The organism is Pseudomonas viridiflava, assembly GCF_900184295.1.
Classification (GTDB): domain Bacteria; phylum Pseudomonadota; class Gammaproteobacteria; order Pseudomonadales; family Pseudomonadaceae; genus Aquipseudomonas; species Aquipseudomonas viridiflava.
Window position 1 is genome coordinate 5134615 of the sequence record NZ_LT855380.1, and the last position, 21353, is coordinate 5155967.

21 protein-coding genes are annotated in these 21353 nt (G+C 58.8%); 9 read left to right on the plus strand and 12 right to left on the minus strand.

The genetic code is table 11. The features are described 5' to 3' along the window. Positions 1-114 precede the first annotated feature (114 nt). Complete coding sequence (locus CFBP1590_RS23090; RefSeq protein ID WP_050562178.1) at positions 115-639, plus strand: GAF domain-containing protein; 525 nt, start codon at positions 115-117, stop codon at positions 637-639. 109 nt (positions 640-748) lie between these two features. On the opposite strand, the gene CFBP1590_RS23095 is transcribed toward CFBP1590_RS23090, so the two are convergent. Together CFBP1590_RS23095 and CFBP1590_RS23100 are read right to left on the minus strand one after the other, a co-directional pair. After that, on the minus strand, positions 749-1084 hold the full coding sequence (locus tag CFBP1590_RS23095) for a hypothetical protein (protein ID WP_029242007.1): 336 nt from the start codon (positions 1082-1084) through the stop codon (positions 749-751). Positions 1085-1293: 209 nt separating this feature from the next. Further along, on the minus strand, positions 1294-1620 hold the full coding sequence (locus CFBP1590_RS23100; RefSeq protein WP_029242006.1) for a con-10 family general stress protein: 327 nt from the start codon (positions 1618-1620) through the stop codon (positions 1294-1296). A 302-nt stretch (positions 1621-1922) separates the two neighbouring features. On the opposite strand from CFBP1590_RS23100, the gene CFBP1590_RS23105 reads away from it, so the two are divergent. From CFBP1590_RS23105 to CFBP1590_RS28355, 3 genes are all read left to right on the plus strand, one after another. Continuing rightward, the gene (locus CFBP1590_RS23105) at positions 1923-3746 is read left to right on the plus strand and encodes a sensor domain-containing phosphodiesterase (protein WP_088236007.1); all 1824 of its coding nucleotides are present in this window, start codon (positions 1923-1925) and stop codon (positions 3744-3746) included. Positions 3747-3837: 91 nt separating this feature from the next. Beyond that, positions 3838-4623, plus strand: coding sequence for a sulfite exporter TauE/SafE family protein (locus CFBP1590_RS23110; protein ID WP_025994198.1), 786 nt, complete (start codon positions 3838-3840; stop codon positions 4621-4623). 212 nt (positions 4624-4835) lie between these two features. Next, a complete protein-coding gene (locus CFBP1590_RS28355) occupies positions 4836-5051 on the plus strand; it encodes a hypothetical protein (RefSeq protein ID WP_004883170.1) in 216 nt (71 codons plus the stop codon). A gap of 286 nt (positions 5052-5337) precedes the next feature. Here CFBP1590_RS28355 and CFBP1590_RS23120 read toward each other — a convergent pair whose 3' ends face one another. Further along, positions 5338-5541 carry a hypothetical protein gene (locus CFBP1590_RS23120; protein WP_088236008.1) on the minus strand — a complete coding sequence of 68 codons (204 nt, stop codon included), beginning with the start codon at positions 5539-5541 and terminating at the stop codon, positions 5338-5340. A gap of 229 nt (positions 5542-5770) precedes the next feature. Between CFBP1590_RS23120 and CFBP1590_RS23125 the strand changes: the two genes are divergently transcribed. Genes CFBP1590_RS23125 through CFBP1590_RS23135 form a run of 3 tightly spaced genes read left to right on the plus strand, consistent with a single transcriptional unit; the run spans position 5771 to position 8076 of the window. Next, the gene (locus tag CFBP1590_RS23125; RefSeq protein ID WP_029242004.1) at positions 5771-6172 is read left to right on the plus strand and encodes a Rho termination factor N-terminal domain-containing protein; all 402 of its coding nucleotides are present in this window, start codon (positions 5771-5773) and stop codon (positions 6170-6172) included. A gap of 33 nt (positions 6173-6205) precedes the next feature. Next, a complete protein-coding gene (locus CFBP1590_RS23130) occupies positions 6206-7309 on the plus strand; it encodes a DUF3182 family protein (RefSeq protein ID WP_374729012.1) in 1104 nt (367 codons plus the stop codon). After that, positions 7306-8076, plus strand: coding sequence for an alpha/beta hydrolase family protein (locus CFBP1590_RS23135; RefSeq protein WP_088236010.1), 771 nt, complete (start codon positions 7306-7308; stop codon positions 8074-8076). Before CFBP1590_RS23130 ends, CFBP1590_RS23135 begins: the two co-directional genes overlap by 4 nt. A 26-nt stretch (positions 8077-8102) precedes the next feature. Here CFBP1590_RS23135 and CFBP1590_RS23140 read toward each other — a convergent pair whose 3' ends face one another. Continuing rightward, complete coding sequence (locus CFBP1590_RS23140; RefSeq protein WP_004883154.1) at positions 8103-8342, minus strand: PLD nuclease N-terminal domain-containing protein; 240 nt, start codon at positions 8340-8342, stop codon at positions 8103-8105. Between the two features lie 222 nt (positions 8343-8564). Here CFBP1590_RS23140 and CFBP1590_RS23145 point away from each other — a divergent pair, with 222 nt between their 5' ends. Beyond that, the gene (locus CFBP1590_RS23145) at positions 8565-9191 is read left to right on the plus strand and encodes a Yip1 family protein (protein WP_043306779.1); all 627 of its coding nucleotides are present in this window, start codon (positions 8565-8567) and stop codon (positions 9189-9191) included. Positions 9192-9427: 236 nt separating this feature from the next. Here the strand turns inward: CFBP1590_RS23145 and CFBP1590_RS23150 are convergent, their stop codons facing one another. The 8 genes from CFBP1590_RS23150 to CFBP1590_RS23190 all read right to left on the minus strand — a co-directional run bounded on the left by CFBP1590_RS23150 (position 9428) and on the right by CFBP1590_RS23190 (position 20280). Further along, a complete protein-coding gene (locus CFBP1590_RS23150) occupies positions 9428-10582 on the minus strand; it encodes an L-dopachrome tautomerase-related protein (protein ID WP_374729073.1) in 1155 nt (384 codons plus the stop codon). 511 nt (positions 10583-11093) lie between these two features. Further along, the gene (gene garD / locus CFBP1590_RS23155; RefSeq protein WP_029241999.1) at positions 11094-12647 is read right to left on the minus strand and encodes a galactarate dehydratase; all 1554 of its coding nucleotides are present in this window, start codon (positions 12645-12647) and stop codon (positions 11094-11096) included. 10 nt (positions 12648-12657) lie between these two features. Then, complete coding sequence (locus CFBP1590_RS23160; RefSeq protein WP_029241998.1) at positions 12658-14040, minus strand: MFS transporter; 1383 nt, start codon at positions 14038-14040, stop codon at positions 12658-12660. 165 nt (positions 14041-14205) lie between these two features. Then, positions 14206-15117, minus strand: a complete 912-nt coding sequence (gene kdgD / locus CFBP1590_RS23165; RefSeq protein ID WP_004883139.1) for a 5-dehydro-4-deoxyglucarate dehydratase — start codon at positions 15115-15117, stop codon at positions 14206-14208. Positions 15118-15787: 670 nt separating this feature from the next. Then, positions 15788-16537, minus strand: a complete 750-nt coding sequence (locus CFBP1590_RS23170) for a FadR/GntR family transcriptional regulator (RefSeq protein ID WP_004883131.1) — start codon at positions 16535-16537, stop codon at positions 15788-15790. 100 nt (positions 16538-16637) lie between these two features. Further along, on the minus strand, positions 16638-18371 hold the full coding sequence (locus CFBP1590_RS23175; RefSeq protein ID WP_088236011.1) for an ABC transporter ATP-binding protein/permease: 1734 nt from the start codon (positions 18369-18371) through the stop codon (positions 16638-16640). 89 nt (positions 18372-18460) lie between these two features. Then, positions 18461-19024: a response regulator transcription factor gene (locus tag CFBP1590_RS23185; protein ID WP_025994188.1), complete on the minus strand. Its 564-nt coding sequence runs from the start codon at positions 19022-19024 to the stop codon at positions 18461-18463. After that, complete coding sequence (locus CFBP1590_RS23190) at positions 19021-20280, minus strand: ATP-binding protein (protein ID WP_025994187.1); 1260 nt, start codon at positions 20278-20280, stop codon at positions 19021-19023. Before CFBP1590_RS23190 ends, CFBP1590_RS23185 begins: the two co-directional genes overlap by 4 nt. Before the next feature lie 192 nt (positions 20281-20472). Here CFBP1590_RS23190 and CFBP1590_RS23195 point away from each other — a divergent pair, with 192 nt between their 5' ends. After that, the gene (locus tag CFBP1590_RS23195) at positions 20473-21189 is read left to right on the plus strand and encodes an SIMPL domain-containing protein (protein WP_058431854.1); all 717 of its coding nucleotides are present in this window, start codon (positions 20473-20475) and stop codon (positions 21187-21189) included. Positions 21190-21353 lie beyond the last annotated feature (164 nt).

The following is a 21353-nucleotide window of genomic DNA, read 5'->3' on the forward strand; positions in this document are numbered from 1 at the left end:
TTCATGTAACCCCTGATCAGGTGTGGCAGGATCAGCAGCGGCGAAAGTGTGATGCAGTTCAAGAACTGCCTGATGCTTTGCCAGCTTCTCAATGACCAGGTCGGGGCATCACCATTGAACACCACATTGACTTCCGCAGAACTGGCCGTCATCAGTGAAATCGAAACCACCTCAAGCTTGTTGAGACTGGTCACCCGACTCACCGGGCTCAGATTCGCCGCAATCGCCAAAGTGACCGACAGCAGCTGGACCGCATGTGCTGTATATGACGAACTCAATTTCGGGCTGGATGCCGGTCATGAGCTCAAACTGGAAAACACGTTCTGCAACGAACTGAGATTGAATCGCCAGCCTATCGTGATCAACGAAGTCGCGACCGATCCTGAATACGCCCAGCACTTCATTCCGGCAAAATTCGGTTTTCAGAGTTATTTCTCGCTGCCGATCATTTTTCCGACCGGTGATTTCTTCGGCACGCTGTGCGGCCTCGATCCGCTGCCGAAAAAGCTCGACGACGAGCAGCTTCTGGAAACCCTCAAAGTGTTCTGCACGCTGATCGCCAACACGCTGTACGCGCACCAGCAGCTCACTGAGCTGCAAGGCCAGATCGCCCTGCTGTCAGAGCCGACTGAGGTCTGAATACACGCTTCTCCATCACACTGATCGCACTCGATTATCGACCCTGCAGAACCAAAGAGCCCGGTATGAACCGGGCTCTTCAAACGCGTTCGACTAAAAAACCGAAAACTTACTGCGCAGTTTTCAGCTTGATGACGTCGCCGGAGATAGTCGTGGTGTAACCATTCAAAACCCAGGCCCAGAACCACTTCTCCTGGATTTGGGTATTGATCAGCGCATCACCGCCCTTGGCCTTGATGGCCGCATCCTGAGCGCGGACAAAGCGGCTGTTCTGACGGATGGGAATCAAGCCAAACAGCATCAACCCGGTAGCACTTGCTTCGCTGTGACCCAGAACTGTGTACTGACTGCTGTCGTAATGCGGCGACTTGATCGGCGCACCGGTGCAGCCTGCCAAAACCAGGCCAAACGCTGCGGATGCGACGACTTTACTGATGTACTTCACTGATAAAACTCCATAACCCATACCCGAGACCCTTTCTCGGGGCGCGCACTTTAACTGCGCGGGCGGGAGTTTGAAAATCTGATGTGTTTATTTGATCAGAGGACTCAGTCAGCGTGACTGCTCAACTCGACTCTCTTATATCCCGGTCGGCTACGCTGGCTGAATGTTGAACGCTATCAACAACGGGTCAGGCTGAAAGAATGATCGCGTCAGGATTTATCCGACTCTTCACGGTCATCACTGCCACCCGATGCCTGTCCTCCCTTTCTGCCTGCTTCAGCTGCCCGCTCAGGATCATTGGCGAAATTGCCACCCGAAGCCTGCCCGCCTTTCTTGCCGGCTTCGGATGCACGCTCAGGATCGTTGGCGAAGTTGCCACCTGACGCCTGACCACCCTTTTTTCCTGCTTCGGACGCCCTTTCCGGGTCATTGGCGAAATTGCCGCCTGACGCCTGACCACCCTTTTTTCCTGCTTCGGATGCCCGTTCCGGGTCGTTGGCGAAATTGCCGGGATTGTTTTCCCCAGTGTTAGCCATTGTTGTTGTCCTCCGTTATCGGCCGACCGCTTGAGTGCTGTCGTAAGCAATAGAAAGCGCCTTCGGGGCAGTCGATCCGGAAATCTGAAGGCTGAACGACGAATGGCAAATTCGTTCAATCCCGTTCAGGTTGATCCAGACCGCCCGGTTTTAAAGGGGTGAAGCCTTATTCAGAGCAGACGGGACAGGTTTTTTAGCGCGTTGAAGTTCTTGTGTGGGGCTATAGATAAAAATGGTGCGCTGATAAAGTGAACTTCGTGATGTCATATAGTCATCACCCATGTACCCCCTCCGAGATACTCATGAACGCTTGCGCCCCTATCCCGTTTAACGAAACGCAACGTCTGTTGCGTATAGCGGAGCTGTGCGTGCTCGAGAACACGGCGGACGATGTCTTCGATGAAATCGTGGAAATGACTGCCAATTTCTTCGACGCCCCCATCGCGCTGATCTCCATCGTCGATGAGCATCGACAATGGTTCCGCGCCCGGGTTGGTCTGCAGGCCCAGGAAACCCCTCGCGACGTTTCGTTCTGCGCCTACACGATCCTGGCCGATGAGCCGTTCGAGGTGACCGACGCGACGCTCGATGAGCGGTTCATGGATAACAACCTGGTCACTGGGCACCCTGGCATTCGCTACTACGCAGGGGCGCCGCTGATCACTGATGACGGCATCGCGTTGGGCAGTCTGTGCGTGATCGACACCAGCCCCCGTGCGCCGATGAGCGAAAAGCAGGCGAACATGCTCAAGCGATTCGCCTCTTTGGTAATGAAACGCATCGTCGGGCTGAGAATGAGCTGCTTCATCGACCAGCCTACCGGCCTGTATAACCGCTCGCGCCTGGAGGAAGACATCACCCAGACGCTGAGTTCGAAGCAGAACTATCGGCTGGTCGCTGCGGACATGATCACCCCCGAGTTTCTCAACGACATCGTCAAGGCGCTGGGTTACAGCTATTCACAGGACCTGGTGATGGCGATCAAAGACCGTCTGCAGCGTCTTTTGCCGCACGACTGCTCGCTCTACAAGGTCAGCCCGACACGCTTTGCCTTTCTGCTGCCTGAAGAAGCCGCGACTGAAAACATGTTCCGCGCGATTCTCAAGGACTTCGAAACACCGGTGCAGTGTCGCGGCATTCCCGTGCAGATGCAGGTCGGCCTTGGCGTAGTGGCGCTGGACAACGCCGCCAGCACCGAGCAGGACTGGATGCGCCTGGTGATCAGCGCTGCTGACAACGCCCGTGACCGCAATGTCGGCTGGGCCATGTATGAACCCCATTCCGATGCCGCTCAGCAGCGTGCCTTCAAGCTGCTCAGCTCGCTGACCAACGCCGTGCACTCACACGACCAGTTGCGTCTGGTCTATCAGCCTCGCATCGATCTGAAGACCGGCCATTGCACTTCGGTTGAAGCGCTGTTGCGCTGGAATCACCCGACCCTGGGGCCGATCGGTCCGGCGGAGTTCGTGCCGCTGGCGGAAAAGACCGCGCTCATGCGCCCGTTGAGCCTGTGGGTGCTCAGAAACGCAATTGAGCAGGCAGCCCACTGGCAGCGCCAGGGTTTCGATTTCCGCATCGCGATCAACGTGACGCCGGAAGACCTCACCGGCCCGGCATTTACCGACACCATGATCAGCCTGCTGCGTGAACACGATATCCACCCGACCCGCTTCGAACTTGAGTTCACTGAAGGCGCGCTGATGCAGAACCCTGCCGAGGTTCGCAGTCAGCTCGAACGCATGCGCGAAATGGGCATGGATGTCGCGATTGACGATTTCGGCACCGGCTACAGCAACTGGAACTATCTGCGTCAGTTGCCAGCCACCACCGTCAAGCTCGACCAGTCGTTGATTTGCAACCTGGTCTCGGACGAGACGGATCAACGTCTGGTGAAAGCGCTAATCGGTCTGGCGAAAAAACTCGGTTACTGCGTCGTTGCCGAAGGGATCGAAACCGATGAGATCCGCACATTGGTCAAACAATGGGGCTGCGATGAAGGGCAAGGCTACCTGATCGCAAAACCGCTTGAAGCCGACATGATGGTGAACTGGCTAAGCCCCACGCAACGCCTGCAAAGTGTTGCCGAGGCAACACTTGCGGCTGCCACCCGCGATAAACGGTTATAACCTTAGAACACATCTTCATAACCGCTCATAACCAAAGCCGCTATGCTGCCCGCCACTTTTTGCCTGATACGTTTGCTTGACAGGGTTGGATATGGAAGCGGGTGGTTTAGGGTTTGTAGTAGCAGGACTGGTAGTGGGCTTCATCGTCGGCATGACCGGTGTCGGCGGGGGTTCGTTGATGACCCCGATACTGCTGTGGTTCGGTATCAATCCGGCCACCGCTGTAGGCACTGATCTGTTGTACGCCGCCATTACCAAATCGGGCGGTGTGCTGGTTCATCGCAAGAACGACAATATCGACTGGAAAATCACGGGGCTGCTGACACTGGGCAGCGTGCCTGCGGTGTTGCTGACGCTGTGGTTCCTGAGCACCCTGCATGCCGCACCCGACGCCCTGAACGCCATCATCAAACAGGCGCTGGGTTTCGTGTTGCTGTTGACCGCCCTCGCCGTTCTGTTCAAGAAAAGACTGCTGGCCTTCGCCCACGGGCGTGGCGACGGACATTCCTTTTTCAAGGGCACCAGCCTGACGGTGCTCACCGTGGTCACGGGCCTGATTCTTGGCACCATGGTTGCGCTGACGTCGATTGGTGCAGGTGCCCTCGGTACGGTGGCGCTGTTCATTCTTTACCCATTGCTGCCGACCCGCCGTTTGGTGGGAACCGAAATCGCCCACGCGGTGCCCCTCACCCTGGTTGCAGGCCTGGGCCATGCCAGCATGGGCAACATGAACTGGGAATTGCTGGGCTGGCTGCTGATGGGCTCGCTGCCGGGCATCTATTTCGGCAGCCACATGGCCGGGCGCGTGTCTGACGATCTGCTGCGTCCTTTCCTGGCGATCATGCTGGGCATGATCGGTTTCAAGCTGGCGTTCTGACCAACGTCAAGCTGTCACATCCATGCGTCAGGCTCGCCCTGCAAACACGCTTTGAGTGCTGTGTAGCGCAACACATTGCGTTGCACAGGCACATTGGTCGGGATTTGTATTTTTTTGTAGCTCAACGCCGCTTTTCGGCGCAGGATTTTGCCGGTCTGCTTTCGCGCCGGTGCTCGGCACAGACTCATCCTTGCTGACTGGAGATGCCAATAATGCTTATCCGAATTGAAGAAGGTGTTTACGGGGCCCACTGGGTCGTGAAGCTGGACGATTATCCGGTGACTTGCCGGAGCTGGCAGGAAGCCAAAGAATTTGCTGACCGCATGAAATCCAGAATCGACGCTCCCCACTCTCTTCCGCTGTCCGCACGACATGCCGTATCCGAACGAAGCGCGCCTGAACGACGCTCGAGGGCGATGGCTCGCTGAGCTGTTTCTGCTTTTGTTTCCTGTAACATTTATTTCTGTAACAACTGAAACGCCGCTGCCCTGACAGCGGCGTTTTGCCATCCATCTTTTGCTGAATATGCACCTGAATAAAAACTGAAATTCATTCTCGTTTCGGTGACATCCATTTCACATCTTCTTCACGTCAGGCTGGGTAAATTGAACCCACTCCTTTGATGAATCCCATTTGGCCCACCCTGTTGTGGGCCATTTTTTTGCCTGCGAAAAAGTGAGCGGTATCGCGCATGCAAAGCCTGCCCGATCCGACTTACTCCACTTGCGAGCGAGGCTGTCCGGAATCGCTGGTAGCCAGTGCAGCTGGATTGCTCAATGCCCCACTGTTCAGCTCGGCCAGCCGATCACTGCCTGTGCCACTGACCACAGAATGACTCCAGTGTGTGGTTAACGTAGCCATCCAGCCCAGCAAAAACAGCACAACTGCCTGTAACGCCCATTTGCTAATGATCGACATGCGCTTTCTCCTCAATCAGGTCTGGATGGCGAGCATGTAAACACCTCGTCATTGCAGAAGAATTGCAGAGTTTCAGATTTTTGCCACCGTGCCGCTCATCCTTTTTCGCTGAACTCGCCCGCCGTCGCGTCCTTCCTAATTTCAAGGCCAGCGTGAAGCGTACGTTGCAAGCATGTCCGCGCTTCTGACATCCGGCCGAACCGTCATTCAGATCGATAGGAGACAGACCATGCCTGCCGCGAATTCGAAAAAAGACGCCACCGCCAATAAAGACAAGTACACCGACAAGCAGAAACGCAAGGCCGAACATATCGAAGAAAGCTACGAAGAAAAGGGTGTTTCGAAAGGTGAGGCAGAAGCGCGGGCCTGGGCCACGGTCAACAAACAGTCCGGCGGCGGCGAACGCAAGGGCGGTTCGGGAACAAGGACACCGGCGTCGAGCAAGTCGGCAGCGCGCAAGGATTCCGCCAAGCGTGCCGTGGCGACGAAACTCGGTGAACCGCGCCACAACCAGTCGCTGGAATCGCAGACCAAAGTGGACCTGATGCAGCGTGCACGAGGCTTGAATATTGCCGGTCGCTCGACCATGAACAAGCAGGAGCTGATCAGCGCGCTGAAGAAAGCGTCATAACGAATCCGCCGCACACTGTGTGACTGACAGGAGTTGCTCATGACCGGGACCGTAACCGGCAAGACCGACGTTGTTCTGCTGCCTACGCGCAAAGCCCTTTCTACCCATGAAACAGTGGTTCACCAGGTATTGGCGCAAAAGCTGGCGACGCTGCTCGGCGCAGAGTTCGTCGGGCTGTACGACGAATTGATTCATCGGGGGCGGAATCTGTATTTCGTCCCGTCCGAGACGTTGATCGAACGGGATCATCCCGGTATTCGATCTGCCGACGATCTGTTCGGCGGCGTGATCGCAGAACCGTTCATGGCGACCAAGGCCCTTTCGCATCCGCTGCCCGAAAGTGCAACGCATAAACCGCCCGGCTGGTCAGACGCGTTTCACCGTCAGGCTGCGCAGGCCGTGCTCGCTGGCTTCTCGGTTTTTGCCGAACAGGATGCGCTGAAGGTCGGCACACAGATGCTCGCCAACGGTCCGGTGCGACTGAAACCGGTATTGGCGACAGCAGGACGCGGTCAGGTGGTGGTGACGACCGAAGCTGAGCTGGCTGAAGCCATCTCATGGCAGAACCTGGACGAGGTACGGGAATACGGTCTGGTGCTGGAAGAAAACCTGACAGAGGTCGTGACCTTCAGCGTCGGTCAGGTTCAGGTCGCCGGGCTGACCGCCAGTTATTACGGGACTCAGGACCTGACACGGGACAATCAGGGTGAAACCGTCTACGGCGGTTCACGCCTGCACCTCGTGCGGGGCGATTATCAGGCCTTGTTGCGTCTGCCTTTGGACGATTCGGTCAGGCACGCCGTGCAGCAGGCGCTGGCTTACGAGAGCGCCGCATTTGCCTGCCTTCCCGGCTTCATCGCGTCCCGCCGCAACTACGACATCGCCCAAGGCACCAATGCGCAAGGCCAGCAGTGCTCAGGCGTGCTGGAGCAATCCTGGCGCATCGGCGGTGCCAGCGCAGCGGAAGTAGAGGCCTTGCTGTTGTTCAATGCCGACCCGGCGCTGCAACAGGTCACTGTCTCGACCCACGAGGTGTATGGCAAGACCACGCTTCCCGCCGATGCCCAGGTGCTCTATGAGGGCGACGACCCTCAGGTGGGCTTCATCAGCAAATTCGTTCAGGTGGAGCCTCTATGAACGTTCGCAGTGAAATCATCGAGATCAAGGTAGGCAGCCAATCCATCTCCGGGTCCATCGTCACGCCGTGCGAGAAGTTTCCCGGCATTCTGTTCGTCCATGGCTGGGGTGGCAGCCAGCAGCGCGACCTGGCACGGGCCAAGAACATCACGGGGCTGGGCTGTGTTTGCCTGACCTTCGACCTGCGCGGTCATGAGCGCACCGAGGGCCTTCGGGCCACTGTGTCACGTGAGCAGAGCCTGGAGGACCTGCTGGCCGCCTATGACCGACTCGTCAGCCACCCTTCTGTGGACCCAGAGGCCATTGCGGTGATCGGCACAAGTTACGGGGGTTATCTGGCAACCATCCTGAGTGCGATGCGCCCGGTCAAATGGATGGCGTTGCGCGTACCTGCCCTGTATTGGGACGCCGACTGGGACATGCCCAAGCAGGAATTGGATCGCGACAGACTCGCGCACTACCGGCGCTCGGCCGTCACCGCAGCGGACAATCGTGCGCTGGCAGCCTGCAAGGAATTCAGAGGGGATGTGCTGCTGATTGAATCAGAGCGTGACGACTATGTACCGCACGCCACGCTGATGAGCTATCGCAGTGCCTTCGAGCTGGCGCACTCGCTGACCTATCGCCTGGTGGACGGTGCCGACCATGCGCTGAGCAGCGATATCAGCCAGAGCGTCTACAGCTCGATGCTGACCAACTGGATCAGCGAGATGGTCATTGGCGCTCGGCTGGTGGATTACCCTCACCACTCAGCCAAGTACTCATGACCCGCAAGCGATCCTTGACGACCGAATCAGTACTTGGTGCTTTGCTGTTCAGGCTTGGCGGGCGTGTCGACGTGACGCGGGCCTGCAACCAGCAGAGCCAGCACGCCAAGAATCGGCACGGCGACGATCACGATGATCCACATCAGTTTGTTGCTGGACTCCGTGACGCTCTTACGAACACGCATCACCGCCCATATATCCGAAATCACGATCAACGCCGTAATCGCTGTAAACAGCCACAAATGATTTTCCGATATCCAAGGCATTTGAAATCTCCTGCACATTCAACGAAGGCGGCCAGACCGGCGCCCTTACTGTAGAAGAGGCGTGAGAGCACCTTAAAGTTCAGAGAAGTAGGAAAAATCAGGCTTTTTCCGAGCGCTCGGCCGCCATCGGTCCAGTGCGGTGAAACCATTGCGTCACGTCGTATTCAATCCGAAGAGGCTCGCAAGGACCTGCGAGACCCGTTCGCCACCGGAGGGAATGTCATGAACGCATTTATCGTCAAGCTGTTCACCCGCCCCGCCCACGCGTGGAGAGACATACGCGACGAGGAAGAGCACAGCCCACGCCAATACCTGCCGCACTTGATATTGCTTGGTCTGATCCCGGCCGTCTGCCTGTACATCGGTACGACACAGGTGGGCTGGAGCATGACACTTGAAGATCGTGTCTGGTTGAGCACCAAAAGCGCCTTGCAGTTATGTGCCCTGCTGTACATCGCCATTCTGGCCGGTACAGCGCTGATGGGCACGTTCATCCGCTGGCTGTCACGCACCTCAGAAGCGCGGCCAACGCTCAACCAGTGCATCGGCTTCGCCACTTACACCATCACCCCGTTTTTCATCGCGGGCCTTGCAGGGCTTTACCCCAGCCGCTGGCTGATGATTCTGGTACTCGGGCTTGCCGCCATTCATTCGACCTTTCTGCTGATCATCGGCATTCGCACCTTCATGCGCCTGCCACCCGGCAACGCACCGCTCTACGCGGCTGCAGTGTGGGGCGTCGGCGTGCTGGTGCTCGTGACGATTCTGGTGTCGACGATACTGCTCTGGTACCACGTGCTCACACCTGATTACGTGCGCACCGTACTGGGGGACGTGCCGGCTGGATGATGTGAGGCCGAACCTGATGGGGAGCCCATCAGGCCTTCGACAACACACCGTCGCGCAGCAAACACCGGACTGTGGGAGGCGGCTTGCCGGCGATCTGCCGGGAACCGGCAGCAAGGCCTGCGCACGCGGTGTACCCGATGCAATCAAGGGCCGCTGCGCAGCCCATCGCTGCCGTCCTAACCTGCGAGAGCTCCCACGCCCTGCGGGCAGAAGCAGCTCTGTGCAACGGCGTGAACTCAGCGCGTCCTGGCCGGTTTAGCGTCGATCTTCACCCGGAACAGGCTGTAGGGCTTTTCCCGCAGATCCTTGCCGCCATGAAACAGTCCCTGGCGATGCAACTGATTGACGATGAAGTAGAGGTAGCCGTCATTTGCCACCGACAACGTGTCCGGCCACAGCATTCGAGGATCGTGAGCGACCGTCTGCCAGGTTCCGTCGGCAAGACGTTTGCGAATGCTGTTGTCTTCGTAATCGCCCGCGTAGACCGCGCCTTCGCTGTCGGCTTCCAGCCCATCCGACGGCCCTTTTTCTCCCAGATCCTGTACTGCGGCGACGAGTTGCTCTTCAGTCACGGCTGGATCGCGCAGCAGCTTGGTCGGCACCGAATACAGGTGTCGGCTGGAAAGTGGTGAGAAATAAAGGGTCTGGCGGTCCGAGGACAGAGCGATACCGTCGGAAGCAACCGCAAACGGTTTGCTGGTCCCATCGGCGTTACGCATTTTCAGCACTTGGCCTTCAACCCTCGGCACGAAGGCGGGGTCTGCCGACGTCGAGGCTGCGCCACTCAAACGCCGCATGGCCTTACCGGTCGCAATGTCCATGACAATGATTGCGCCGGGGCCACTGACAGATGAGTCGGTGACATAAATCACGCCTTCCTTCCCGGCACTGAAGTCAAAACGCATATCGTTGACATAGGTGCCTGACAGAATGACGTTCTCAGGGAAAACCAACGTCTTGACGACCTTGTTTGTCTTGAGGTCAACGGCCACCAGTTTGGCGCCGCCAGCGACCGGTTTGGAGAACTCAGGTGCAGCGGTATCGAGTATCCACAAATGGCCCAAACCGTCGGCGACAACGCTCTGAACGCTGATGAACCCCTTATCGGGATGCTGTGGGTCCGCCTGGTTCAAGGCGCTGTCAGGGTAAGGCACTACCTTGCCGTCGCGTAATTCGCCGACAGTGAACGGCACCTTGTCGCCCCAGCGAGGGAAGTTGACAAAAATGCGCCCTGTTTCAGTGACGCTGACGCCCGTGGGCATCGCATCATGGAACGCGAAGACCTGTTCGATTTTTCCCACAGGCTTGTCTTCTGGAAGCTTGGCGGGGGTCGCAGCCTGAACAGCCTGGCTACCGAGCGCAACCATCAAGGCCGCAGAAGCCCAGGACATCGGTTGTTTGAAAGACAAGAAAGGTCTCCTTGGCCAGCGTGAGGCAGGCCAGTGTCGAAAAGTGAAGATGGCTCGTTTGAATGGCCGGATGTACCGGGCAGGCAATCTACCTGCTGCGGATACTGATCCCTTTGTGGCAAAGAAAGAAGCCGTTAAATTCACTAACACTTTCAATCAAATGAAGAAAATGAGGCGGCTGGCGGCAACTGCAAGACCTGCGCACTCAGTCCCAATCGGGACGCGGAGCGTCCCGGGATGCATGTCCACGCGGAGTGGGCACGATCAGCTACGCACACGTCAGCCTTTACACTGATCGTTCCTCACGCTCCGCGTGGGAATGCCGCTCAGGACGCTCCGCGTCCGGGTTGCACACCTGCACAACCTGCGTAACTCAGTCCCAATCGGGACGCGGAGCGTCCCGGGCGGCGTTACCACCCAGGAGCGTGGGAACGATCATCACGGATTGCCGAAATGTCTCGATTTCACCTGCAGGGACCACGCCCCGGCACCCTCAGGTAATCGGCGCAGGGTTGAACAGGGTGATGTCGTTGTGCAGGCGGTAGTGCTCGGTCCAGGTCTTTTTCTTGCCGCTGGCCACTTCCAGGTAGTAGTGGAACAGCTCCCACCCCAGATCCTCGATGCTGGCGCGTCCTGTCGCGATGCGGCCTGCGTCGATGTCGATCAGGTCCGGCCAGCGCTGGGCCAGCTCGGTGCGGGTCGACACCTTCACCACAGGAGCCATCGCCAGACCATACGGTGTGCCGCGCCCGGTGGTGAACACGTGCAGATTCATCCCGGCCGCCAGTTGCAGCGTGCCGCACACAAAGTCACTGGCCGGTGTGGCGCAGAAGATCAGCCCTTTGCCATTGACCCTCTCACCAGGGCCGAGCACGCCGTTGATGGCGCTGCTGCCTGACTTAACGATCGACCCGAGGGACTTCTCGACAATGTTCGACAACCCGCCCTTCTTGTTGCCCGGCGTGGTGTTGGCACTGCGATCCGCTTCGCCTTTGGCCAGGTAACGGTCGTACCAGTCCATTTCGCGCACCAGCGCCTGGGCGACGTCCTGATCCTGCGCACGGGAGGTGAGCAGATAGATGGCATCACGCACTTCGGTCACTTCGGAAAACATCACAGTGGCGCCTGCACGCAGCAACAGGTCGGATGCATAGCCCAGCGCCGGGTTGGCGGTGATGCCGGAAAACGCATCGCTGCCGCCGCACTGCATGCCCAGAATCAGCTCGGAGGCCGGTACCGTCTCGCGACGACGCAGGTCCAGCTTCTTCAGGCGCACTTCAGCCAGATCCATGATCTGCTCGACCATTTCACTGAAACCGTGGCTGGAGTCCTGAAGCCTGTAGAGCCAGGGCTCGCTCAGGTCCACCGAGCTGTCGCCCTCGTGCATCACCTGGCCGGCCTGCAGCTTTTCACAGCCCAGACTGATCACCAGCGCCTCGCCACCCAGGTTCGGGTTGCGCGCCAGGTTACGCACAGTGCGGATCGGGATATAGGCGTCGGTGGCGGTGATGGCTACACCGCAGCCGTAGCTGTGGGTCAGCGCCACCACGTCATCGACGTTCGGGTATTTGGGCAGCAGTTCATCGCGGATGCGCTTGACGGCGAAGTCGAGCACGCCGGTCACGCACTGCACGGTAGTGGTGATGCCCAGAATGTTACGAGTGCCTACGGTGCCATCGGCATTGCGATAGCCTTCGAAGGTGTAGCCTTCCAGCGGCTCGCCCTTCGCAGGTACGGCATCGGACATCGGCAGGCTGTCGAGCGCGGGCGCTGACGGCATGCGCAACTGGTCTTCCCTGACCCAACTGCCACGCGGTATCGGTTGCAGGGCGTAGCCGATGGTATGGCCGTAACGAATCACGGCGTCGCCCTCGGCCAGGTCAACGGTGCTGACCTTGTGGCTCTGCGGTACGTTATCGACAGTCACCAGGCCGTTATCGAATTCGGTTCCGGCCGGCACACCCTGGTCGTTGACCACGACCACCACGTTATCCAGCGGATGCAGCCGGATGTAACGTGGAGAATCGGCATGTTGAATCAGGTTCATCACGGTTTCCTCAGGATTTTGCTTCGGAAAGGTTGCTGGCCGTGTCGGTCGGCAATGGCCCCTTTACAGGCGGCTCTATCAATTCCACACGCTTGATTTCACCCACGATGAAAATGTAACTGATCACCGCCAGCAGCGCGTTCGCGCCGACGAACACCAGTGCCCATTTGAACGAGCCGGTGGTGCTGATGATGTAACCAATCACGATCGGGGTGGTGATCGATGCAATGTTACCGAAGGTGTTGAACAGGCCGCCGCTCAGACCGGCGATCTGCTTGGGCGATACGTCGGACATGACAGCCCAGCCCAGTGCGCCCACGCCTTTGCCGAAGAATGCCAGGGCCATGAAGCCCACGACCATCCATTCGATGTCAACGTAGTTGCAGGTCACGATGGAGGTCGACAGCAGCAGACCGCAAATGATCGGTGCCTTGCGGGCAAAGGTCAGCGAGTGGCCCTTGCGCAGCAGGTAGTCGGAGATGATCCCGCCCAACACGCCGCCGATGAAACCACAGATGGCGGGCAGGGACGCTATGATACCGGCCTTGAGGATGGTCATGCCGCGTTCCTGGACAAGGTACACAGGGAACCAGGTCAGGAAGAAGTAGGTAATACCGTTGATGCAGTACTGGCTCAGGTAGATACCCAGCATCATGCGGTTGGTCAGCAACTGCTTGATGTAGTCCCATTTCGGACCGCTGCTGCCGTCTTTCTTCGACTTCGATTTGTCCTGGTCCATGTCGACCATGCCGCCGTTGCTGGCGATGTGATCGATCTCGGCCTGGTTGATGCGCGGATGGCTGCGCGGGCTGTAGATGACCTTCATCCAGATGGCGGAGAAGACGATGCCTGCCGCGCCCATGACGATGAACACGTGCTGCCAGCCGTAGGTGTAGACGATCCAGCCCATCAGCGGCGCGAACAATACAGTGGCGAAATATTGCGCGGAGTTGAAGATGGCTGACGCCGTGCCGCGTTCAGCGGTCGGGAACCAGGCAGCCACGATACGTGCGTTGCCGGGAAAGGATGGCGCTTCGGCCAGGCCCACCAAAAAGCGCAGCATGAACAGCGCGACGATGGCGGTCGAGATACCGAACTCACCCACATAGCCTTGCAGCAGGGTGAACAGCGACCAGGTGAAAATGCTCATGGCGTAGACTTTCTTCGAACCGAAACGGTCGAGCAGCCAGCCACCGGGGATCTGACCGGCCACGTAGGCCCAGCCGAATGCAGAGAAGATATAGCCCAGAGTGACGGCACTGATGCCAAGGTCTTTCTGGATGCTTGAACCAGCGATAGCGATGGTGGCACGGTCGGCGTAGTTGATCGTGGTGACCAGAAACAGCATCAACAGGATCAAATAGCGGACGTGCGTCGGCTTGGACGTTTGCATCGGTTGAACTCCCACTAGTTATTTTTTTACGCGGGTAAATCTGTTTTTGGGTGTAGCGCTACAGGCCCCTTAGAAGTGTCGCGGCGACGCCAGCTTCTACCTGTACGGGTCATGCATTCCAACGACAAAACCGCTGATCGCTCAGCGGTTCTGTGTTCAGAGGTGTTACTGCTTGCCTTGCTTGTCCATCAGCGCTGCGAGCATGTCGCACTCTTCTGGAGTCAGGTCGGTCAGCGGCGCACGGACCGGACCTGCGTCGTAGCCTGCGATTTTCGCACCGGCTTTCACGATGCTGACGGCGTAGCCCGCTTTGCGGTTACGGATTTCCAGGTAAGGCAGGAAGAAATCGTCGATGTACTTGCCGACTGCTTCGTGGTCGTCACGGGCAATGGCGTGGTAGAAATCCATCGCCAGTTTCGGCACGAAGTTGAACACTGCCGAGGAGTAGACCGGCACGCCCAGCGCCTTATAGGCAGCGGCGTAGACTTCGGCGGTCGGCAGACCACCCAGGTATGAGAAGCGGTCGCCCAGACGGCGGCGGATCGAAACCATCAGTTCGATATCGCCAAGACCATCCTTGTAGCCGATCAGGTTCGGGCAGCGCTCGGCCAGTTTTTCCAGCAACGAGGCGTTAAGCCGGCAGACGTTGCGGTTGTAGACAACCACGCCGATCTTGACCGATTTGCAGACCGCTTCAACGTGTGCGGCAACGCCGTCCTGGCTGGCTTCGGTCAGGTAGTGCGGCAGAAGCAGCAGGCCTTTGGCGCCCAGACGCTCGGCTTCCTGAGCGTATTCGATGGCCTGGCGAGTCGAACCGCCCACGCCTGCGAGAATCGGCACGCTGGTGGCGCAGGTATCAACGGCAGTCTTGATGACTTCGGAGTATTCGCTTGCGGCCAGGGAGAAGAACTCACCTGTGCCACCTGCTGCGAACAGAGCGCTGGCGCCGTACGGGGCCAGCCACTCGAGACGCTTGATATAGCCAGCGCGATTGAAGTCGCCCTGAGCATTGAAATCGGTAACCGGGAAGGACAGCAGACCGGAAGAGAGGATGGACTTCAGTTCTTGTGGATTCATTATTCGAACACCCTGTGGGACATAAATTGTGAATGGATCACCGGGGCAGTGCCGATGTCGTAAGTCATCGTACAACTGAAAATACATTCCCTCAACAGGCATTTACGGGTTTTTGTCTTACAAGGCGATGAATGGGGCTGAAGGCCTTGGCGGGCCTGGGTTTGGCGAGATTCGGGATTGCTGAAAGTTATACGACAAGTGCAGATTTCGTACAGAGCATAGTGCCTGGACCGACGTATTGGTCGTGCTTACGCCCTGCTTAGGCAGTCAGCCGAAGGTGCTCTGCGTCACATCAACAGCGGACGCAGAGCGTCCAGAGAGGCGTTACCACGCTGGAGCGTGGGAACGAGCGGTGATCTCAAGCACACCGATCATGCCCATGCTCTGCGCTCGTCGTTATACACAAGCCCGCCCCGACACTGATCGTGCCCACGCTCTGCGCTCATCGTTATACACAAATCGACCTGGAGGAATGCGGTATCTGAAAGTGGGAGCGGACTTGTCCGCGAATACTGCGTTTCAGACGCTGCATCTTCGTCGGATGTACCAGTTTTCGCGGACAAGTCCGCTCCCACTGCTGAAATCGTGCTCGCACCAGATGCTCATCGCGACTTGTGTATAACGCTGAGCGCTCTGCGTGGGTATGCCGCCCGTGACGCTATGCGTCACATCAGGCGCGCTGCGATTCAGCCTCTTCGTGAGCGTGACGCAGACGTTCGCGGCTATTGGTCAGGTGCAGGCGCATGGCGGCGCGGGCGGCGTCGGAGTCCTGACGGGCGATGGCCTCGTAGATCTCCTCGTGCTCGCGGCTGAGCCGGTCCATGTAGTGCTGCTGATCGTCATGAGCCAGGCGCGCAGAGTTCAGCCGCGTGCGCGGAATGATGCTGGTGCCCAGATGGGTCATGATGTCGGTGAAATAGCGGTTGCCGGTCGACAACGCAATCTGCAGGTGGAACTGGAAGTCAGACGCCACCGCATCGGTCGCGTGAGCTGCGCTTTCATTCAGCGCGTCCAGCGCAGCACGCATGGCAGCCAGTTCCTCGGCGCTGCGGCGCTGCGCGGCCAGCCCGGCGGACTCGACTTCCAGGCTGATGCGCAATTCGAGAATCGCCAGCACATCACGCAAGGTGACGATGGTGGCCGGGTCGATTCGGAAACCGCTCGGGCTCGGTGTATCCAGCACAAAGGTGCCGATCCCGTGGCGGGTTTCGACAAGGCCGGACGCCTGCAGGCGTGAAATCGCTTCACGAACCACAGTACGGCTGACGCCCTGCTCTTCCATGATGGCGGATTCGGTGGGCAATTTATCGCCACGCTTGAGCTGTCCACTGCGAATACGCTCGGACAATTCAGTCACCAGCTCCTGCGCAAGGCTGCGGTGCTTTCTACGGGCGCGGGGCGGAGCGCTTTGATTTTCCATATCCAACATCGATCTCTGGACAGTTAAACAAGCGTCAATCATAGCTCAGCGGTTGTATGATCACACCCCAAAAGCTCGGCCCCGCTACCCATAAGCCTCATCAGGCCGGTTCAGACGCCCGGCGCTCGATCAATTGCCCGCCTTCGACCTGCACATGCCGGTCATGAAAACGCTTGAGACTGCTGCGATGTCCCACGCTGAGCAGGGTCAGGCCGGGAATTTCTTCGAAGATCGCATGGTGCATCGCCGCCTCGTCCTCTTCGTCCATCGCAGAGGTCGCTTCATCCATGTACAGCCACTGCGGTGTCAGCAGCAGCGCACGGGCGAAGGCCATCCGCTGCTGCTCGCCGGGCGACAACACTCGTTGCCAGTGATCACTGTCATCCAGTCGCGCCACCAACGGCTCGAGGCGACATTTGCGCAGCGCCTCGGCGTACCGTTCAGCCGGAAACTTTTCGGGCGGCTGTGGATAACTCAAGGCCTCACGCAAGGTACCGATTGGCAGATATGGCCGTTGCGGCAGAAACAGGGCACGCCCTTCCGGTATCCCGATCTTGCCCGTGCCCTTGGGCCATAAGCCGCCGAGCGCCCTGAGCAAAGAGCTTTTGCCGCTGCCCGACCGGCCACTGAGCATCACTTTTTCGCCCTGCCCTATATGCAGATGCGCGTCCTGAAGCAACTGCCGACCGCTGGCCAGCGTCAGGCCCAGGTCTTTCAGGTCCACCGCATTCCCGGTCTGCACCCTTTGAATGGACGGAACCTGAGCCTCATGGTCGCTCATGGCCTGACGGAAACTCAGCAGACGATCACTGGTCGCCCGCCAGGACGCCAGCGTGTCATACGCGCTGATGAACCAGCTGAAGTTCTCCTGCACATTGCCGAACGCCGAGTTGATCTGCATCAGATCACCCAACTCGATCTTGCCTGCAAAGTACCGGGGCGCTGCGACAACGAACGGAAAGATAATCGCGATCTGGCCATAGCCGGACGTGAAGAACGTCAGTCGCTTCTGCACCTTCATCGACGTCAGGACGTTATGCCAGATCATCGAGAACCGGCCGCTCAGCCGTTGGTTTTCATTCTTTTCGCCGTCGGACAGCGCGATGCTTTCCGCGTTTTCCCGCACCCGCACCAACGCATAACGCAGGTCCGCTTCGTAGCGCTCCTGTTGATTGTTGAGCGGAATCAGACGCCGACCGATCCAGTGGGTCAGAAAGCTGCCGACGATGGCGTAGAGCATCGCAGCCCAGAACATGTAGCCGGGAATGGTGATGCCGAACAGTTCGATACTCCCCGACACGCCCCACAGAATGACCGAGAACGACACCAGGCTGACCACCGCGCTCATCAGGCCAAGCCCGAGGTGCAGGGTGCTGGTTGTAAATTCATTGAGGTCTTCGGAAAGACGCTGGTCCGGGTTATCGGTGTAACCGCCCTGCTCCAGGTGGTAGTAATTCTTGTGCGCCAGCCAGCGTGCAAAATGCTGCTCGGTCAGCCAGCGCCGCCAGCGGATCGTAAGCATCTGCGTCAGATAAAGCCGATACACGGCAGCGAAAATGGCGATGGCGGCCAGGCCGCTGAAATACAGGATCAGGTGCGTGAATGCACCTGTGTCCTTGTTCTGCAAGGCGTTGTAGAACTCGCGATACCAGCTGTTGAACATCACTGACATCTGCACGCTGAACAGTGACAGCGCAACCACGGAGGCCAGCAGCACCCAGGCCATGGTTTTTTCTTCACTGCGCCAATACGGCGTGATCAGTTTCCATACCCTTGGAAAAAAAGCTCCTTTAACGGTGTCGTTGACGACGGAATACTCGGCATTGCGTTTCATGTAATTCAGGCTCGCTGTCTGCAAAAGAACGATGCCTGACCACAATGAAGCAAAAAAACGCTTGAACGATCACCATGAAAAAAGCTTCATCAACGCCGCACGGGACGCTTCTGCAATTTGCGCTGCAAGGTCCGGCGGTGCATGCCCAGCGCCCGAGCGGTAGCCGAAATATTGCCTTCATGCTCGGTCAGCACGCGCTGGATATGCTCCCACTGCAGGCGATCCACCGACATGGGGTTTTCCGGCACCAGCGTGTCGAGGTTGGCATGCTCCGACAACAGGGCCGCCAGTACATCATCGGCATCCGCCGGTTTGCACAGGTAGTTGCAGGCACCGCGCTTGATGGCTTCAACGGCGGTGGCGATGCTCGAGTAACCGGTGAGGATCACCACGCGCATGTCCGGGTCCATTTCCAGCAGCTTGGGCAGCAGCACCAGGCCGGAATCGCCATCCATCTTCAGGTCCAGCGCGGCGTATTCGGGGATGTCCTGCTGCGCCAGTATCAGACCTTCTTCCGCCGAACCTGCAGTGCTGACCCGAAAACCGCGACGGCTCATGGCGCGTGCCATGACCCGGGTGAAGGTCGCGTCGTCATCGACCAGCAGCAGGTGCGGCAACTCTTCGCCGTCTACCTGAATCTCTTCGTCACTCATGCTTCTTCTCCTCGCGTGTCACGGGGCAGTCGCAGCTCGGTGAGCGTACCGCCTTCTTCATGACTGTAGAGCTTTACCGAGCCACCCGCGCGGGTGACGCTGGCCTTGCTCAGGAACAGGCCAAGGCCGAAACCCTTGCCCTTGGTAGTAAAGAACGGTTTGCCGATCTGCTCGGCAATGGCCAGCGGCACACCGGCGCCGTGGTCACGAATACTGATGCACACTTCCGTGCTGTCCCAGTCCAGATTGACTTCCAGCCCGTCGGGACAGGCATCGGCAGCGTTATTGAGCAGGTTGAGCAGTGCCTGCGTGAGGTCCGGTGGCGGCGCCAGCATCGGTACCTCGTCCTTGCCCAGTTTCTGGAAGCGATAGCTCACTTCAGGCCGCATCAGGTGCCAGCGATTCAGCGACTCATCCAGCCACTGCGTCGCCGGTTGATAGTCAACCGCCATGCGCCGGTTGGCCTCGGCAGCGCGTACCAGCTGCTGAAGGGTCTGCTTGCATTGCTTGACCTGCTCCTGCAGCACGGCCAAATCATCCTGCAGGGCAGGGTCGCTGTGGTCCTGGCGCATTTCCTTTAGCAGCACGCTCATGGTCGCCAGCGGCGTACCCAGTTCATGCGCGGCTCCGGCTGCCTGCGTCGCTACAGCCAACAGTTGCTGGTCACGCAGGCCTTCTTCCCGACGCTCGGCGCGCAGCTGGTCCTGACGGCGCAGCTCTTCAGCCATCTTCGCGGCAAAAAACGTGATCACCCCCGCTGCCAGCACGAAGCTCAGCCACATGCCATAGACCTGCATGTTTTCGCGAGCAATGGGATAGGTTTCCAGCGGGTAGGACTGCACCATCAGAAAGGTATACAGCCCCAGCGCGAAGCCGGACAGGATCAGCGAGTAGCGCCACGGCAGGGTCGCCGCCGCGATGGTCAGCGGCACCAGATAATAAGAAACGAACGGGTTGGTCGAACCACCCGAGTAATACAGCAGCGCACTGTGGATCAGCAGGTCCAGCGCCAGTTGCAAGGCGTATTCGAGTTCGGTCAGCGGCAACGAGGTGCGCAGACGAATGACAGTCAGCAGGCACAGGATCAGCGAACAGCCCAGAGTGATCGACAGCTGCAGCCACGGCAGCGGAAGAAAGTCGAACAGCCAGGCAATCCCCACCGAACCGGCTTGTGCGGCCAATACCAGGATGCGGATGAATGTCAGGCGCCACAGGTTCTGACGCGTGGCTGAAAGCATTTGAACGGGGGCGAGCATGAGCTCTCCTGATGAGCGCTCCAGGCGGATCGGGACGAGTATAACCAAGCATGGCGCAAAACTGGAAAAGTGCGTCAACGCGCCGCATCGTTGGGCGCGTCGGGGGTGCAGGAACCAGTCTCAAGGGTTACAGTCTGATGAGTCTGCGCCGTCCGACAGCCGTCGAAGGCCGCCTTATAACAAGGAGTTCTCATGTTCACTCTCCGCCCTGCCGCCACGCTTTTCGCGCTGGCTGCCGTTACCCTCTCCAGCCTGCCGGCCATGGCCGAAGAAGCCCGCTATAACCAGATTTCCCTGCGCGCCGAAGTCAATCAGGAAGTCCAGCGAGACCTGATGATGGTGACGCTGTACACCGAAGCGCAGGATAGCGACCCCGCGAAACTGGCTGCGCAGGTGACCGAGACGTTGAACAAGGCGCTGGGCCAGGCGCGTCAGGCCAAGGATGTGAAAATTCGTCAGGGCAGCCGTAACAGCTATCCGATTTACGATGACAAGGGCCAGAAGATCACCGGCTGGCGTGAGCGCGCAGAGGTCCGCCTGGAAAGTGCCGATTTCGCGGCCCTGTCCAAGCTGACCGGCGAACTGCTCGGCGACCTGAAAATGGGCGGCATGGACTTCTCGATCTCCCCCGCCACGCGCAAGGCCAGTGAAGACACCCTGCTCAAGGATGCCGTCACGGCGTTCAAGGCGCGTGCGCAACTGGTCACCGAAGCGCTGGGCGGCACCGGCTACAAGCTGGTCAACCTGAACCTCAACACCTCGGGCTACCCGCAACCGTACCTGCGCGCGCCAGTGGCCATGATGATGAAGTCCTCGCGTGAAGACGCAGCACCGACGCCAGACGTTGAAGCGGGCACCAGTCAGGTGAGCGTCGCGGCAGACGGGGTGATTGAGGTGGCGGTTCCATAAGCTCTCTGTCCTCAGGATCGAGAGCGGACGCGGAGCGTCCTGGGCGGCGTTACCACGCAGGAGCGTGGTAACGATCGGGGTCTCAATCACACGATCGTGCCCATGCTCCGCGTGGGCATGCAGCCCGTGACGCTCCGCTTCACAAATGGCACAGGTTGACGACC